This is a genomic window from Streptomyces hokutonensis, from assembly GCF_042751305.1.
Classification (GTDB): Bacteria; Actinomycetota; Actinomycetes; order Streptomycetales; family Streptomycetaceae; genus Streptomyces; species Streptomyces hokutonensis_A.
In genome coordinates, this window is the sequence record NZ_JBHYWD010000010.1 from 155027 (window position 1) to 170336 (window position 15310).

15 protein-coding genes and 1 tRNA gene are annotated in these 15310 nt (G+C 70.4%); 7 read left to right on the forward strand and 9 right to left on the reverse strand.

Translation table 11 applies throughout. The features are described from left to right. Positions 1–29: 29 nt before the first annotated feature. Genes ACFXC1_RS26355 through ACFXC1_RS26365 form a run of 3 tightly spaced genes read right to left on the reverse strand, consistent with a single transcriptional unit; the run spans position 30 to position 2744 of the window. Complete coding sequence (locus tag ACFXC1_RS26355; protein ID WP_381246444.1) at positions 30–776, reverse strand: TrmH family RNA methyltransferase; 747 nt, start codon at positions 774–776, stop codon at positions 30–32. Positions 777–786: 10 nt separating this feature from the next. Next, positions 787–1980 (reverse strand): HTTM domain-containing protein, encoded by a 1194-nt coding sequence (locus tag ACFXC1_RS26360; protein ID WP_381246447.1) that lies wholly within the window; start codon positions 1978–1980, stop codon positions 787–789. After that, a complete protein-coding gene (locus tag ACFXC1_RS26365) occupies positions 1977–2744 on the reverse strand; it encodes a DUF5819 family protein (RefSeq protein ID WP_381246450.1) in 768 nt (255 codons plus the stop codon). The genes ACFXC1_RS26360 and ACFXC1_RS26365 overlap by 4 nt, the downstream gene beginning before the upstream one ends. A 194-nt stretch (positions 2745–2938) precedes the next feature. Between ACFXC1_RS26365 and ACFXC1_RS26370 the strand changes: the two genes are divergently transcribed. Then, positions 2939–4072 carry an acyl-CoA dehydrogenase family protein gene (locus tag ACFXC1_RS26370; RefSeq protein ID WP_381246453.1) on the forward strand — a complete coding sequence of 378 codons (1134 nt, stop codon included), beginning with the start codon at positions 2939–2941 and terminating at the stop codon, positions 4070–4072. Positions 4073–4094: 22 nt separating this feature from the next. Here ACFXC1_RS26370 and ACFXC1_RS26375 read toward each other — a convergent pair whose 3' ends face one another. The 5 genes from ACFXC1_RS26375 to ACFXC1_RS26395 all read right to left on the reverse strand — a co-directional run bounded on the left by ACFXC1_RS26375 (position 4095) and on the right by ACFXC1_RS26395 (position 7813). Beyond that, positions 4095–4424, reverse strand: coding sequence for a rhodanese-like domain-containing protein (locus ACFXC1_RS26375; RefSeq protein ID WP_093627907.1), 330 nt, complete (start codon positions 4422–4424; stop codon positions 4095–4097). 14 nt (positions 4425–4438) lie between these two features. After that, positions 4439–5395 carry a J domain-containing protein gene (locus tag ACFXC1_RS26380; RefSeq protein WP_381246455.1) on the reverse strand — a complete coding sequence of 319 codons (957 nt, stop codon included), beginning with the start codon at positions 5393–5395 and terminating at the stop codon, positions 4439–4441. Continuing rightward, on the reverse strand, positions 5376–5897 hold the full coding sequence (locus tag ACFXC1_RS26385; protein ID WP_381246458.1) for a hypothetical protein: 522 nt from the start codon (positions 5895–5897) through the stop codon (positions 5376–5378). The genes ACFXC1_RS26380 and ACFXC1_RS26385 overlap by 20 nt, the downstream gene beginning before the upstream one ends. Further along, positions 5894–7303 (reverse strand): DUF2252 domain-containing protein, encoded by a 1410-nt coding sequence (locus tag ACFXC1_RS26390; protein WP_381246461.1) that lies wholly within the window; start codon positions 7301–7303, stop codon positions 5894–5896. Before ACFXC1_RS26390 ends, ACFXC1_RS26385 begins: the two co-directional genes overlap by 4 nt. Before the next feature lie 147 nt (positions 7304–7450). Beyond that, the gene (locus ACFXC1_RS26395; protein ID WP_381246464.1) at positions 7451–7813 is read right to left on the reverse strand and encodes a winged helix-turn-helix transcriptional regulator; all 363 of its coding nucleotides are present in this window, start codon (positions 7811–7813) and stop codon (positions 7451–7453) included. Between the two features lie 129 nt (positions 7814–7942). Between ACFXC1_RS26395 and ACFXC1_RS26400 the strand changes: the two genes are divergently transcribed. Continuing rightward, positions 7943–8596, forward strand: a complete 654-nt coding sequence (locus tag ACFXC1_RS26400) for an FMN-dependent NADH-azoreductase (protein ID WP_381246467.1) — start codon at positions 7943–7945, stop codon at positions 8594–8596. Between the two features lie 81 nt (positions 8597–8677). On the opposite strand, the gene ACFXC1_RS26405 is transcribed toward ACFXC1_RS26400, so the two are convergent. Beyond that, a tRNA-Leu gene (locus tag ACFXC1_RS26405) sits at positions 8678–8761 on the reverse strand. A gap of 419 nt (positions 8762–9180) precedes the next feature. Here ACFXC1_RS26405 and ACFXC1_RS26410 point away from each other — a divergent pair. From ACFXC1_RS26410 to ACFXC1_RS26430, 5 genes are all read left to right on the forward strand, one after another. Next, the gene (locus ACFXC1_RS26410; RefSeq protein WP_359610682.1) at positions 9181–10029 is read left to right on the forward strand and encodes a DUF3662 and FHA domain-containing protein; all 849 of its coding nucleotides are present in this window, start codon (positions 9181–9183) and stop codon (positions 10027–10029) included. A gap of 10 nt (positions 10030–10039) precedes the next feature. Next, entirely contained in the window at positions 10040–10561 is a 522-nt protein-coding gene (locus ACFXC1_RS26415) for an FHA domain-containing protein FhaB/FipA (protein ID WP_381246469.1), read from the forward strand. A 98-nt stretch (positions 10562–10659) separates the two neighbouring features. Continuing rightward, positions 10660–12189, forward strand: a complete 1530-nt coding sequence (locus ACFXC1_RS26420; protein WP_381246929.1) for a Stp1/IreP family PP2C-type Ser/Thr phosphatase — start codon at positions 10660–10662, stop codon at positions 12187–12189. 27 nt (positions 12190–12216) lie between these two features. Beyond that, a complete protein-coding gene (locus tag ACFXC1_RS26425) occupies positions 12217–13656 on the forward strand; it encodes an FtsW/RodA/SpoVE family cell cycle protein (RefSeq protein WP_381246472.1) in 1440 nt (479 codons plus the stop codon). Then, positions 13653–15140 (forward strand): peptidoglycan D,D-transpeptidase FtsI family protein, encoded by a 1488-nt coding sequence (locus tag ACFXC1_RS26430; RefSeq protein WP_381246475.1) that lies wholly within the window; start codon positions 13653–13655, stop codon positions 15138–15140. Before ACFXC1_RS26425 ends, ACFXC1_RS26430 begins: the two co-directional genes overlap by 4 nt. Positions 15141–15310: the final 170 nt, after the last annotated feature.

Consider the following 15310-nt stretch of genomic DNA (forward strand, 5'->3'; position numbering starts at 1 on the left):
TGTGGCTTGCCGCGCAGTTCCCCGCGCCCCTAGAGGGGCGCTCCAGTGGACCAGTGATACAAGGTCATCGCCACGCTTGTCGCCAGGTTGTAGCTGGAGACCTGAGGGCGCATCGGCAAGGACACCAAGTGGTCGGTACGCGCGCGTAGTTCCGGCGACAGGCCGCTGCGTTCGGAACCGAAGGCGAGGACGGCGTCGTCCGGGAGCTTCAGGCCCCGGATGTCGTCGCCCTCCGGGTCCAGGGCGAACAGCGGGCCGGGGGGCAGTTCGGCCACCGTCAGGCGTTCCACGGCGGTCGCGTAGTGCAGGCCCGCCCCGGCGCGTACGACCGTGGGGTGCCAGGGGTCGAGCGTGCCGGTGGTGACCACCCCGGTCGCGCCGAAACCGGCGGCGAGGCGGATCACGGCGCCCGCGTTGCCGAGGTTGCGCGGGTTGTCCAGGACCACGACAGGCGTGCTGCGGGGCGTGTGCGCGATCTTCTCCAGGTTGGCCGCGCGCGCGGGACGTACCGCCAGAGCCGCCACCGCTGTCGGGTGGGGGCGCGGCACGAAGGCGCGGTACGTGGTCTCCGGGACCTCCGTCAGCAGTGCGTCCAGGGTCTCCCGTACGTCGGGGGCCAGGTCGGCGGCGAGCGCGAGGGTCGCCGCCCGGTCCGTGGTGACCGCCAGCGGGACCTCGGCGCCGAAGCGCAGCGCGTGCTTGAGGGCGTGGAAGCCGTCGAGCAGTACGGCGGTCTCGGCGAGCCGGTGCCAGTCGGCCGCTGCGGGGTCGGTCATGCGGTGAAGCCTACGTGGCTGTGCTCGGGGTTCTCCGGGCTGCGCGGCTCTCCAGGTCCCCGTCCGGGACCGTACGGCCGCCCCGCGTGAACCAGCGTGCACGCGCGCGTGCCGCCCAGCCGCCGAGCCGGCGCAGGAACGACGTCGGCAGGAAGACCGCGTCCGTCGCGATCATCGCCAGGGAGAAGAACGGCAGCCCCAGGAGCACGGCGATCGCCGCGTGCTCGGTCATCATCAGGGCCAGCAGGACGTTCTTGACCCGCCGGTTGAAGAGCGTGAACGGGAAGGCGACCTGCACGATCACCGTCCCGTAGGTCACGAGCATCACCATCGTGCCGCTGGAGGACAGCACGCCGGCGAGGCCTGGCCAGGGGGAGAAGTAGTCGAGGTGGAGCGGGTAGTAGACGGCGGTGCCGTCCTGCCAGCGGGAGCCCTGGATCTTGTACCAGCCGGCCGTCGCGTAGATCAGACAGGCCTCGGACGCGATGACGAACAGGGCGCCGTTGTGGATCACGTTCGCCACGACGTCCAGCAGCACCCGGGGCTCGTACGACTTCGCGTAGCGCCCGACCGCCCACCACAGGGCCTGCGCCAGCCAGACGCCCCACAGGAGGGCGGGCACGAACCAGTCGCTGTCGAACCGGCCGGCCACCGTCACCGCGAGAAGCATCGCGCCGAGCACGACCCACAGGACGGGTCCCACCCGGTCGGAAATCCGCCCCCCACGCGCGCGGGTGGCCCGGCGCGCGTCGAGGGACCAGACCTGGCCGCAGCGGGTGAACACCAGGTAGATCGACATCAGGTGCAGGACGTTGTCGCCGCCGTCGCCCATGAAGACGCTGCGGTTCTGGAGCGAGAGGACGCCGACCATGAAGAGCACGGACGTCGTGCGGGTGCGCCAGCCGAGCAGGAGCAGGACGCTCGCCAGTACGGCCAGCGCGTACACCGTCTCGAACCAGAGCTGCCCGTCCGACCACATCAGGGCCGTGAACGCGCCGTTGTCCGCGATCAGCCGGCGGGCGAGGTCCCAGCTCCAGGGTCCGTCGGGGCCGTAGAGCTCCTGGCGGTGGGGCAGTTCGCGCAGCAGGAACAGCAGCCAGGTCGCGGCGAAGCCGATGCGGATCACGGCGCTCTGGTAGGGGCCGAGGGCCGACTCGGTGACGCGGGCGATGCCGCGCGAGACCGACGGGGCGAAACCGCTCACCGGACACCCCCCGTGCCCTCGGCCGCCGGAACCGTCCACCAGGGCAGCGTGCGGTACTGGGGCGTGGTCGACACCTGCTCGTCACTCCACTCGGGCGGGCGCACATTGGTGGTGACGGAGCGGACCTGGACGCGCTGGACTGTGCCGCCCGCTCCGGCCGCGTCGTCCCGGCCCAGGCGCAGCACGACGATGCGGCGCAGATACGTCTCCGCGAGTGTGCCGCGCACACCGATCGCGCGGTTCTCGCCGTCGTGGGTGGCGGTCAGGAAGTCCCAGGCCCGGCGCAGCTCGTTCTGCTCGGTGTGGCTCGGCAGCAGATTGCCGTCGATGGCCGAGCCGTCCTCGGCCGACAGGTCGTACCAGCCGGTCGTACGGGTCTCACCGGCCGCCGTGCGGATGTCGGCGCGCACCTGGACCTCGATGTTCTGCTGCAAGGGGTTCGGCGCGAACAGCTTCCAGTTCTGCTCGAACTCCGGGTAGATCCACTCGTCGATCGCCTTGCCGTGCTGCTTCGTGACCGTGTTCGAGGGCGCGACGTGCAGGAACACCATCCCGAGGTGGACCAGGGCGGCGACCGCGACGACCGCGACCGCCAGCGCGGCACCCACCTGGTAGCGCAGGGACAGCGCGGCGACACCGACGGGCGGGTCCGGTGCGGACGGAGGCGGGTGCGGGGGCTGCTGCGCGGGCACGTGCGGCCCCTCGGGGGCGGCAGGCGTCTGCTCCCCCTCGGGGGCGGTCGAGCCTCCGTCGTTCGCGTCCATGCCGCCCCGTCTCCGATTCCGGTCCGTCGCACGGAACGGTACTCAGCCGCACGCTCCGGGCACAGTCCCGATCCCCACAGGCCATGCACGTTGTCATGTTGTCCGTGGGACGACCTGCCGACCCGTTCCCTTCTTCTAGAACGTGTTCTATCTTGACGCTCCGTCAGATCAGGTCTTGCGGAAGGACGGGAACCGTGGACTTCACCTTCAGCGAGGAGCAGCAGGCGGCGGCCGAGGCGGCGGCGGGGGTGTTCGCCGACGTCGTGCCGGACTCCGTGCCCAGTCCGGCGGACACCACGGGCGCCGTCGCCGAGGACTTCGACCGGGCGCTGTGGGCCAGGCTCGCCGAGGCCGACCTGCTGAGCCTGCTGCTCGACGAGGAGTACGGCGGAGCGGGCCTGGACGCCGTCGCCCTCTGTCTGCTGCTGCGCGAGTCCGCGAAGGTGCTGGCCAGGGTGCCGCTCCTGGAGAGCAGCGCCGCGGCGGCGACCGTACAAGCCTTCGGGAGCAAGGAGCTGAGGTCCGGCGTGCTCGCCCGGGCGGGCCGCGGCGAGCTGGTGCTGACCGTCGCCGCGCACGGACGGACCGGGCACGACCCGGCCGAGCTCGCCGTGACCGCGCGGCGGGACGGCGACCGGTGGCTGCTGGACGGGGTGCAGACGGCGGTGCCGTGGGCCTTCAACGCGGACCTGGTCGTCGTACCGGCGCACACCGACGCCGACCGGAGCGTCCTCGCGCTGGTCGCCCCGGACCGCGACGGCGTCGTACTCGCCGAACAGATCTCCACCACCGGCGAACGGCTCGCCGAACTGCGCCTGGAATCCGTGCCGATCGCGGTGGTCGACGTCATCGACGCCGACGGCGCCTGGGAGTGGCTGCGCGACCTGCTGACCGCCGGCACCTGCGCGCTGGCCCTCGGGCTCGGCACCGCCGTCCTGCGGATGACCGCCGAATACACGGGCAAGCGCGAGCAGTTCGGGTTCCCCGTCGCGACCTTCCAGGCCGTCGCCGTGCAGGCCGCCGACCGGTACATCGACCTGCTCGCGATGGAGGCCACGCTGTGGCAGGCCGCGTGGCGCATCGCCTCGGCCGCACCGGGCGCGCTGCCCGCCGCCGCGGACCTGGCCGTGGCCAAGATCTGGGCGGCGGAGGGGGTACGACGGGTCGTGCAGACCGCGCAGCATCTGCACGGGGGGTTCGGCGCCGACACGGACTACCCCCTGCACCGGTACCACGCCTGGGCCAAGCACCTGGAGCTGTCGCTCGGCCCGGCGGCGGCACACGAGGAGGCGCTGGGGGACCTGCTGGCGGCCCATCCGCTGGCGTAGACCCCGCCGGACACAAGGACAGCTACAGCACGAAGCCCGGTTCGCCCTCGTCCGTGACGACCGGGCGGCCCGCGGCGGCCCACACCTGCATGCCGCCGTCGACGTTCACGGCGTCGATGCCCTGCTGGGTCAGATAGTTCGTGACCTGGGCGGAGCGCCCGCCGGAGCGGCAGATCACATGGACCCTGCCGTCCTGCGGCGCCGCCTCGGTCAACTCGCCGTACCGGGCCACGAATTCACTGAGGGGGATGTGCAGCGCCCCCGTGGCGTGACCCGCCTGCCACTCGTCGTCCTCGCGGACGTCCAGCAGGAAGTCGCCGTCCTTGAGGTCGCCGACCTCGACCGTGGGCACACCAGCTCCGAAACTCATGACTCGACGCTACCCGACTGCCCCGCCGACGTGTCGGGCTCCCCGAGCAGGGCCGCCAACTCGGCCTCCCGCTCGGCGACTTGGGCGAGCAGCTGGTCAGCGATCTCGTCCAGGAGCCGGTCGGGGTCGTCCGGTGCGATCCGGAGCATGGAGCCGATGGCACCCTCCTCCAGTTCCCGGGCGACGAGGGTGAGCAGTTCCTTGCGCTGGGCAAGCCATTCGAGGCGGGCGTAGAGCTCCTCGCTGGGGCTCGGGCCGCGCTCCGCCGGGGCCGGGCCGGCGGCCCACTCCTCGGCCAGCTCGCGCAGCAGCGGGGCGTCGCCGCGGCTGTAGGCGGCGTTGACCCGGGTGATGAACTCCTCACGCCGCTTGCGCTCGTCGTCATCCTGCGCCAGGTCGGGGTGTGCCTTGCGGGCCAGCTCGCGGTAGAGCTTGCGGGCCTCCTCGCTGGGGCGCACCCGCTGCGGGGGCCGCACCGGCTGGTCCGTGAGCATGGCCGCGGCCTCCGGGAACAGGCCGTCGCCGTCCATCCAGCCGTGGAACAGCTCCTCGACCCCCGGCATCGGCATCACCCGCGCCCGGGCCTCGTCCGCCAGCCGGATGTCCTCGGGGTCACCGCTGCGCGCTGCCCTGGCCTCGGCGATCCGCGCGTCCAGCTCGTCGAGCCTGGAGTACATCGGGCCGAGTTTCTGGTGGTGCAGCCGCGAGAAGTTCTCGACCTCGATGCGGAAGGTGTCCACCGCGATCTCGTACTCGATCAACGCCTGCTCGGCGGCCCGTACGGCCCGCTCCAGCCGCTCCTCGGGCCGGGGCGCGGCGGGCTCGCCCCCGTCACCGACGGCACCGGCGCCCACCTCGACTCCGGCGGCAGACGGCACCTCGGCGCCCGCCTGCTCCGGCACCGGTTCTCCAACGGGCGCGGACTGGGACTGCTCAGCTTCCGGGGTCGTCACCCGACCAGCGTAGGCCACGGCCGCCCCTCGCCTCCGGACAGTCGGCCACCGACCACTCGGCCGACAGGTCCCGGCAGGCGACGAACAGCGTGCCGGGGCGGCAGCCGATCTCATGGGTGCAGCCGCCGGGGGCCGGGAGCACCTCGTCCAGGATCACGTCGCCCAGGGCGGACAGGTCGGCGGACAGGTCACGGACGTCCGGCACGTCCGCCTGGAAGCGGAGGACGCCGGTGTACCGGACGAGCAGGTCGTCGTCGTGCTTCCAGCAGTTGTGGCCGAACCGGATCTCCATGCTGTCGTCACCGACGCGCACGACACTCTGCGGCTTCAGGTCCTTCACGCACCGCCTGCCGCCGAAGTCGTAGTGATCGGGGTCCGTGGCGAACTCCCGTGCCCCCGGCGGCAGTAGCTCCGCGAACCCGGCCAGCTCCGCCAGATACGGCCGGGGGTCGATCACCCCCGTGACCTCGCCCGCACGTCCGTCGAGTTCGACGTACCTCACACCCCGAGCTCCGCCGCGATCCGCCCCGATCGCACCGCCGCCACCAGTTCCGCGTGGTCCGCCTCGGTGCGGTCGGCGTAGGCGACGGCGAACGTCGCTATCGCCTCGTCCAGTTCGTCGTTCTTGCCGCAGTAGCCGGCGACCAGGCGCGGGTCGGCGCTGTGGGCGTGGGCGCGGGCCAGGAGGGCGCCGGTCATCCGGCCGTAGTCGTCGATCTGGTCGGCGGCGAGGGCGGCGGGGTCGACGCTGCCCTTGCGGTTGCGGAACTGCCGTACCTGGAACGGCAGTCCGTCGACCGTCGTCCAGCCCAGCAGGATGTCGCTGACGACCTGCATCCGCTTCTGCCCGAGCACCACGCGCCGGCCCTCGTGCGGGACGGGCGGCGCCTCGAACCCGGCGGTCAGCAAATGCGGCACCAGCGCGGAGGGGCGGGCCTCCTTGACCTGGAGGACGAGCGGTTCGCCGCGGTGGTCGAGGAGCAGCACGACGTACGACCGCGTGCCGACGCTGCCCGTGCCGACGACGCGGAAGGCGACGTCGTGCACCGTGTGCCGGGCGAGCAGCGGAAGGCGGTCCTCGGAGAGCGTGCCGAGATACGACTCCAGGGACGCCGCGACCGCCGCGGCCTCCTCGTCCGGGATCCGGCGCAACACTGGTGAGGCGTCGACGAAGCGGCGCCCGCCGTCCTCGGCGGCTTCGGTCGACCTGGCCGCGAACCGCCCGCTGGTGTTGCCCCGCGCCTTCTCGGAGACCCGCTCCAGCGTGCCGAGCAGGTCGCGGGCGTCGGCGTGGGAGACCAGCTCCTCGTCCGCGATGGCGTTCCACGCGTCCAGCACCGGGAGCTTCGCCAGCAGCCGCATGGTGCGGCGGTAGGAGCCCACCGCGCCGTGCGCCGCCGTACGGCAGGTGTCCTCGTCTGCGCCGGCCTCCCGGCCCGCGAGCACCAGCGAGGCGGCGAGCCGCTTGAGGTCCCACTCCCAGGGGCCGTGCACGGTCTCGTCGAAGTCGTTCAGGTCGATGACCAGGCCGCCGCGCGCGTCGCCGTACAGGCCGAAGTTGGCCGCGTGGGCGTCGCCGCAGATCTGGGCGCCGATCCGGGTCATGGGGGTACGGGCGAGGTCGTGGGCCATCAGGCCGGCCGAGCCGCGCAGGAAGGCGAAGGGGGTGGCCGCCATCCGGCCCACCCGTATCGGTGTGAGCCCGGGGATGCGGCCGCGGCCGGATTCCTCGACGGCGGTCACCGCGTCGGGGCGGGAGCCGTCCAGGTCGAGCGCGGCGTGCGCGCTGCGCGGGACGCTCTCCCGCAGCGCCCTGCCCTCTTCCTTGGGCGATCCCTCCACCGGCCACGTGGCGAAGCCCCGCACTCCGGGCAGCCTGCGCCCCACACCGATTCCGGCCTCGGTCATACCGACCGCCTCCCCCGCACTCGCGCACGCACGAACATCAACTCGCGACGACCGTACAGCCGGTGGCGAAAACTCGTCAGACCCTGTGGACAACTCGGCGCCTGTGGAAAACCCACGGCGCCCGGCGGGCCAAGCGCGTGCCGGGCCTCAGCAGTTGCCCGAATCCCACCCCTCGGGCAGATGCACCTTGGCCCACGCGCCGAGCTCCCGGAGCGCCGGGTCCAGGGCCTTTCCGGCCGCTGTCAGCCGGTACGAGACGCGCAGCGGCGGCCCCTCGTCGACCTCGCGGACGAGCAGGCCGGCGGCGCCGAGCTCGGTGAGCCGGTCGGAGAGCATGCGCTCGCTGATGCCCGGGATGGCCCGGCGCAGGTCGGAGAAGTGCATGGGCTGTGCCATCAGGACGGCCACGATCGGCCCGGTCCAGCGCTTTCCGAACAGCTGGAAGACACGGGTGATGCCCTTGTCGACCTGCTTGCACAGGTCTGTGCCGTGTTCCTGCTCGACCGTCATGACCTCAGGGTACTGCCCTCCGGAACGGGGATGAAAAAAAGTAAGTAGCTGTGTTATTCATAGTCGAGTACGAAACTTCAGCTGCTGAGCAAAGTGATTGCCCGGCACGCCCAGCCCCCGGAGACCCCCATGGCCACGCTTCTGCACATCGACTCCTCCGTGTTCCCCGCCGGCGCCTCCGCCTCCCGCGCCGTCGCCGACGCCTTCCGCACGTCCTGGGAGGAACAGCACCCGGAGGGCACGGTGATCCACCGCGACCTCGCCGCGAACCCCGTCCCGCACATCACCGCCGACGCCCACACCGCCGGCTTCGCCGATCCGGCCACGCACACGCCCGAGCAGGCGGCGGCCTTCGCCGAGCGCGTGAAGCTCATAGAGGAGCTGGAGCAGGCGGACGCGGTGCTGATCGGCGCCCCGATGTACAACTTCGCCATCCCCTCGACCCTGAAGGCCTGGCTGGACAACGTGATCCTCATGGGCCGCACCGCCGGCACCGAGGACTCGAGGATCAAGGGCACCCCGGTCACGGTCATCGCCAGCCGCGGCGGCGCCTACGGACCCGGCACCCCGCGCGAGGGCTTCGAGTACGTGCAGACGTATCTCCGCGCGGTCTTCACCGACGCCCTCGGCACGGAACTGGAGTTCATCGTCCCGGAGCTCACCATGGCCCCGCAGAACCCGGCGATGTCCGACCTGGTCCCCCTCTACGAGGCGTCCCGCGAGCGCGCCCTCGACGACGCGGCGACCAAGGCGAAGGAACTGGCGGAGCGGCTGGCCGCCTAGAAGCTGTGATTGTCCTCACCTGAGGTGAGAACCACACAAGAAGAAGCCCCTCAGGTCCGGGACCTGAGGGGCTTCTGTCTGTGCGCGAGGGGGGAGTTGAACCCCCACGCCCTTTCGGGCACTGGAACCTGAATCCAGCGCGTCTGCCTATTCCGCCACCCGCGCATTGGGTGTGTCTTCGGGCTGTTCCCCTGAGGGGCTGGCGCCTTCCGACATGCAGAAGATTAGCACGGTGCCCGGGGTGGATTCACATCCCTTATCGGCACCCCGTGACCTGCCCCGGGGACCACCGGCACCCCCTCCGAACACCCCGCACCTCCCGCTACGTATCAACGTGGGCCGGTTCACGTATCAACCTCGTACCGGTAGCGGCCATCTCCCCAGGAGGGGGACAAGGTCCACAGTCAGGTGCGGGACACTTGTCTGCGGCCCCCTCTACGATCCTGGGCAGGAGTAGTGCAGAAGGAGTTCGACGGGCCGACAAGGGGGAACCAGCCGATTTACCGGCGCGTGGATACGATCAGTAAGCAGTACCAAGGCAGCCGGCACGGCAACCAGTGCGGCAACGACGGAGGAGGTGCCCCATGGGAGTCCTGAAGAAGTTCGAGCAACGCCTCGAAGGTCTGGTCAACGGCACCTTCGCCAAGGTGTTCAAGTCCGAGGTCCAGCCCGTCGAGATCGCCGGCGCGCTCCAGCGCGAGTGCGACAACAACGCGACGATCTGGAACCGCGACCGGACCGTCGTACCCAACGACTTCATCGTGGAGCTGAGCACGCCGGACTTCGAGCGGCTCAGCCCCTACTCCGGCCAGCTCGGCGACGAGCTCGCCGGCATGGTCCGCGACTACGCCAAGCAGCAGCGCTACACCTTCATGGGACCCATCAAGGTCCACCTGGAGAAGGCGGAGGACCTCGACACCGGTCTGTACCGGGTGCGCAGTCGTACGCTCGCCTCCTCCACCAACCAGCAGGCACCCGGCACCCCCGCTCCGGCGGCACCGCCGGCCGCGGGACGGCCCGGCGGCTACGGCTATCCGCCCGCCGCCGCCCCCGCGAGCGCCCCGCCGCCCATGCCGGCCGCACCGCCGCCCGGCGGCCGCGGCTCGGCGCCGTACCTCCAGCCCGCGCCCGCCGCCCCGGCGCCCGGTGTGCGGATGCGGTACTGGGTGGAGATCAACGGCGCCCGCCATCAGATCTCCCGCGCGACGTTGGTGATGGGCCGCAGCACCGAAGCCGACGTGCGGATCGACGACCCCGGCGTATCCCGCCGGCACTGTGAGATCCGGACCGGAACGCCCTCGACGATCCAGGATCTCGGGTCCACCAACGGCATCGTGGTGGACGGGCAGCACACCACCCGCGCTACGCTCCGCGACGGCTCGCGGATCGTCGTGGGCAGCACCACCATCATTTACCGGCAAGCCGAAGGGTGAAGCGGGGGCAATGTCAGAGCTGACCCTGACGGTCATGCGGCTGGGTTTCCTGGCCGTACTGTGGCTGTTCGTGATCGTGGCCGTGCAGGTCATCCGCAGCGACCTGTTCGGAACGCGTGTCACACAGCGCGGCTCGCGACGGGACGCGGGACGGCCGCAGCAGCAGGCCGCCCGGCAGGCGGCGCCTCCGCAGCAGCGCCAGCAGCAAGCGAGCGGGGGCGGCCGGCGGGGCCGTAACGCCCCCACCAAACTCGTCGTCAGTGAGGGAATCCTCACGGGTACGACCGTCGCCCTCCAGGGCCAGACCATCACCCTGGGCCGGGCGCACGATTCGACGATCGTGCTGGACGACGACTACGCCTCCAGCCGGCATGCCAGGATCTACCCGGACCGCGACGGCCAGTGGATCGTCGAGGACCTCGGATCCACCAACGGCACGTACCTGGACCGGTCCCGGCTGACGACCCCCACACCGATTCCGCTGGGCGCGCCGATCCGCATCGGCAAGACCGTCATCGAGCTGCGGAAGTAGTGCCACGTCATGAATGAGCGCGAGCGGAGCGAGCACGCACCGGCGGACCGCCTGGCGGACCCCGGCGCGCTCCCGACCGGAGGGTGGGCACCGTGCGGATGTACCCGGAGCCGACGGGCGAGGTGCGCATGAGTCTGTCACTGCGCTTCGCCGCCGGATCGCACAAAGGCATGATCCGCGAGGGCAATGAGGACTCGGGCTACGCCGGTCCACGCCTCCTCGCGATCGCCGACGGCATGGGCGGCCAGGCCGCCGGTGAGGTCGCCTCCTCCGAGGTGATCTCCACCATCGTCTCGCTCGACGACGACGTGCCCGGCTCCGACATCCTCACCTCGCTCGGCACCGCCGTGCAGCGGGCCAACGACCAGTTGCGGATGATGGTCGAGGAGGACCCCCAGCTGGAGGGCATGGGGACCACCCTGACCGCCCTGCTGTGGACCGGGCAGCGGCTCGGCCTCGTCCATGTCGGCGACTCCCGCGCCTACCTGCTGCGCGACGGCGTGCTGACCCAGATCACGCAGGACCACACCTGGGTGCAGCGCCTCGTCGACGAGGGCCGGATCACCGAGGAAGAGGCCACCACCCACCCGCAGCGCGCCCTCCTGATGCGCGCGCTCGGCAGCGGCGACCACGTCGAGCCGGACCTGTCGATCCGTGAGGTCCGCGCCGGCGACCGGTACCTGATCTGCTCCGACGGGCTGTCCGGAGTCGTCTCCCACCAGACGATGGAGGACACCCTCGCCAGCTACCAGGGCCCCCAGGAGACCGTGCAGGAGCTGATCCAGCTCGCCCTGCGCGGCGGCGGCCCCGACAACATCACGGTGATCATCGCCGACGTCCTGGACCTCGACACCGGCGACACCCTCGCCGCGCAGCTGTCGGACACCCCGGTCATCGTCGGCGCGGTCGCCGAGAACCAGCTCCACCTGCACGACAACGGCATCATGCAGACCCCGGCCGGCCGCGCCTCCGGGCTCGGCCGCCAGGTGCCGGGACAGGGCGGCGGGGGCGGCGAGTTCGGCCCGCCCGGCTCCGGCGACACCACCGGCTACGTCCCCGCGGGCAGCTTCGGGGACTACACCGACGACGACTTCGTGAAGCCCTCCAAGAGCCGCAAGTGGCTGAAGAGATCCTTCTACACCGTGCTGACGCTGGCCGTCATCGGCGGCGGTCTCTACGGCGGCTGGCGCTGGACGCAGACGCAGTACTTCGTCGGCGCCAACGGCGAGCACGTCGCGCTGTACCGGGGCATCAGCCAGGACCTCGCCTGGGTCTCGCTGTCGAAGGTGGAGAAGGACCACCCCGACATCGAACTCAAGTACCTGCCGCCCTACCAGCAGAAGCAGGTCAAGGCGACGATCGCCGAGGGCGGTCTCCAGGACGCCCAGAAGAAGATCGACGACCTGGCGGTGCAGGCCTCCGCGTGCAAGAAGCAGTCCGAGCGCGAGGCCGCCGCCGGCAAGGCCAGTGGCACCACGGGAACCACCAGCACCTCCCTCACGTCCAAGGCCACGCCGTCACCTTCGGCCACGACGTCCCCGTCCCCGACCAAGTCTGCAACTCCCAGCCCCGGTCCCAGTCTTTCGGAGGAAGAGCAGCAGGTCGTCTCGCAGTGCAGCAAGCAATAGGCAAGCCGTGAGAGGCCCCGTCACACGATGAGCAGTTCAACCAATTCGCCGACGCACCACACGTCCACGATCGGCGCCATCGGCGCACCGAGCAGACGCAACACCGAGTTGGCGCTGCTGCTGTTCGCGGTCGTCATCCCGGTCTTCGCGTACGCCAACGTGGGCCTGGCCATCGATGGCAAGGTGCCGACCGGGCTGCTGAGTTACGGCCTGGGCCTGGGCCTCCTGGCCGGCGTCGCACACCTGGGCGTGCGCAAGTTCGCGCCGTACGCGGACCCGCTGCTGCTGCCGCTGGCCACTCTGCTCAACGGCCTCGGGCTCGTCGTCATCTGGCGGCTCGACCAGTCGAAGCTGCTCCAGTCCATCGGCCAGGCGGGCAGCGCCGCGCCCCGGCAGCTGCTGTACACCGCGCTGGGCATCGCGTTCTTCGTGGTCGTGCTGATCTTCCTCAAGGACCACCGCGTCCTTCAGCGCTACACCTACATCTCGATGTTCGCCGCCCTGGTGCTGCTCCTGCTCCCGCTGGTGCCCGGCCTCGGCGCCAACATCTACGGCGCCAAGATCTGGATCAAGATCCCCGGCCTCGGTTCCCTCCAGCCCGGCGAGTTCGCGAAGATCGTCCTCGCGATCTTCTTCGCCGGCTACCTGATGGTGAAGCGCGACGCGCTCGCGCTGGCCAGCCGCCGCTTCATGGGCCTGTACCTGCCGCGAGGCCGCGACCTCGGCCCGATCCTGGTCGTCTGGTTCATCTCGATCCTGATCCTGGTCTTCGAGACGGACCTCGGCACCTCGCTGCTGTTCTTCGGAATGTTCATCATCATGCTGTACGTCGCCACCGAGCGGACCAGCTGGATCGTCTTCGGTCTGCTGATGTCGGCGGCCGGCGCGGTCGGTGTGGCCACCTTCGAACCGCACGTCCAGCAGCGTGTGCAGGCCTGGCTGAACCCGATGAAGGAGTACACGCTCAGCAAGACCGTCGCGGGTCACTCGGCGCAGTCGATGGAGGCCCTGTGGGCCTTCGGCTCCGGCGGCACCCTCGGCACCGGTCTCGGCCAGGGCCACTCCGACCTCATCCGGTTCGCCGCCAACTCGGACTTCATCCTCGCCACCTTCGGCGAGGAACTGGGCCTCGCCGGCATCATGGCGATCCTGCTGATCTACGGCCTGATCGTGGAACGCGGTGTGCGCACCGCGCTCGCCGCCCGCGACCCGTTCGGCAAACTGCTCGCCGTCGGCCTGTCCGGCGCTTTCGCCCTCCAGGTCTTCGTGGTGGCCGGCGGTGTCATGGGCCTCATCCCGCTGACCGGTATGACCATGCCCTTCATGGCCTACGGCGGTTCCTCCGTGCTGGCCAACTGGGCCCTGATCGGCATCCTGATCCGCATCAGCGACACCGCCCGCCGGCCGGCCCCCACGCCCGCCCCCAGCCCCGACGCCGAGATGACCCAGGTGGTCCGCCCGTCATGAACAAGCCCCTGCGCCGGATCGCGCTCTTCTGCGGTCTGCTGGTCCTCACCCTGCTGCTGCGCGACAACTGGCTCCAGTACGTCAAGGCCGACAGTCTCAAGGACGACCCGAAGAACCGCCGGGTCACCATCGCGCGCTACTCGACCCCGCGCGGCGACATCATCGTGGACGGCAGCCCGATCACCGGTTCCACCGAGACCAGCACCTCCGGGCTGAACGACCTCAAGTACAAGCGCACGTACAAGAACGGCGCGATGTGGGCGCCGGTCACGGGATACGCCTCGCAGGCCTTCGGCGCCAACCAGCTGGAGTCCATCGAGGACGGCATCCTCTCCGGCACCGACGACCGGCTCTTCTTCCGCAACACCCTCGACATGATCACGGGCAAGGACAAGTCCGGCGGCGATGTCGTCACCACCCTGAACGAGGCCGCGCAGAAGGCCGCGTGGAGCGGTCTGACGAAGCAGGGCGGCAAGGGCGCGGTCGTCGCCCTCGACCCGTCCACCGGCAAGATCCTGGCGCTGGCGTCCTACCCGTCGTACGACCCGTCGACGTTCGCCGGGAACTCCACCACCACGGACGCCAAGGCCTGGCAGAAGCTGCAGAAGAAGTACGACCCGAACGACCCGATGCTCAACCGGGCGCTGCGCGAGACCTACCCGCCGGGCTCCACCTTCAAGGTGGTCACCGCGGCCGCCGCCCTGGAGAACAACCTGTACTCGTCGGCCGACACGGCGACCGACTCGCCGCTGCCCTACATCATGAAGGGCACCACGACCGAGCTGAAGAACGAGGGCAACATCCCCTGCAAGAACGCGACCATGCGCGTCGCGCTGCAGTACTCCTGCAACACCGTCTTCGGCAAGATCGGATCGGACCTCGGCAACGCCAAGATGCTGGCCGAGGCGAAGAAGTTCGGCTTCGACTCCGAGCAGTTCACGCCGGTCCGCTCCAGCGCCTCGGTCTTCTCCGACAACATGAACTCCTCGCAGACCGCGCTGTCCTCGATCGGCCAGTTCAACACCGCCGCCACCCCGCTTCAGATGGCCATGGTCGCCTCCGCGGTCGCCAACGACGGCAAGCTGATGAAGCCGTACATGGTCGACAAGCTCCAGTCGTCGAACGTCGACACCATCGCGCAGACCGAGCCGCAGGAGCTGAGCCAGCCGCTGTCGTCGAAGAACGCGCAGATCCTGCAGTCGATGATGGAGACGGTCGTCAAGGACGGCACCGGCAAGAAGGCGCAGATCAACGGCGTCACGGTCGGCGGCAAGACGGGTACCGCCCAGCACGGTGTCGCCAACAGCGAGAACCCGTACGCCTGGTTCCTGTCCTACGCCAAGCTCGCCGACGGCAGTTCGCCGGTGGCCGTGGCCGTGGTCATCGAGGACTCCAGCGCCAACCGTGACGACATCTCCGGCGGCGGTCTCGCGGCCCCCATCGCGAAGAGCGTGATGGAGGCGGTCATCAACAGCAAGAAGTGACCCCGCTCACGTTCCCTTCACATCGGTGCACGTTGCGATACCGGTCCTGTATCGGGTGACGGGCTTGGCCAGGTCACACAAAGCCAGCCGGGTACGGTAGGCCCGGACGGCTAGCCTCCGACCGCACATCCGTGCGGGTCGGGACCGACGGAGAGGGCTGGTAGGGAACT

Coding starts and splice junctions, on each gene's coding strand:
- ACFXC1_RS26355 (WP_381246444.1), bottom strand. CDS start 776: ATGACCGACCCCGCAGCGGCCGACTGGCACCGGCTCGCCGAGACCGCC.
- ACFXC1_RS26365 (WP_381246450.1), bottom strand. CDS start 2,744: ATGGACGCGAACGACGGAGGCTCGACCGCCCCCGAGGGGGAGCAGACG.
- ACFXC1_RS26390 (WP_381246461.1), bottom strand. CDS start 7,303: ATGACCGAGGCCGGAATCGGTGTGGGGCGCAGGCTGCCCGGAGTGCGG.
- ACFXC1_RS26395 (WP_381246464.1), bottom strand. CDS start 7,813: ATGACGGTCGAGCAGGAACACGGCACAGACCTGTGCAAGCAGGTCGAC.
- ACFXC1_RS26400 (WP_381246467.1), top strand. CDS start 7,943: ATGGCCACGCTTCTGCACATCGACTCCTCCGTGTTCCCCGCCGGCGCC.
- ACFXC1_RS26410 (WP_359610682.1), top strand. CDS start 9,181: ATGGGAGTCCTGAAGAAGTTCGAGCAACGCCTCGAAGGTCTGGTCAAC.
- ACFXC1_RS26415 (WP_381246469.1), top strand. CDS start 10,040: ATGTCAGAGCTGACCCTGACGGTCATGCGGCTGGGTTTCCTGGCCGTA.
- ACFXC1_RS26420 (WP_381246929.1), top strand. CDS start 10,660: ATGTACCCGGAGCCGACGGGCGAGGTGCGCATGAGTCTGTCACTGCGC.
- ACFXC1_RS26425 (WP_381246472.1), top strand. CDS start 12,217: ATGAGCAGTTCAACCAATTCGCCGACGCACCACACGTCCACGATCGGC.
- ACFXC1_RS26430 (WP_381246475.1), top strand. CDS start 13,653: ATGAACAAGCCCCTGCGCCGGATCGCGCTCTTCTGCGGTCTGCTGGTC.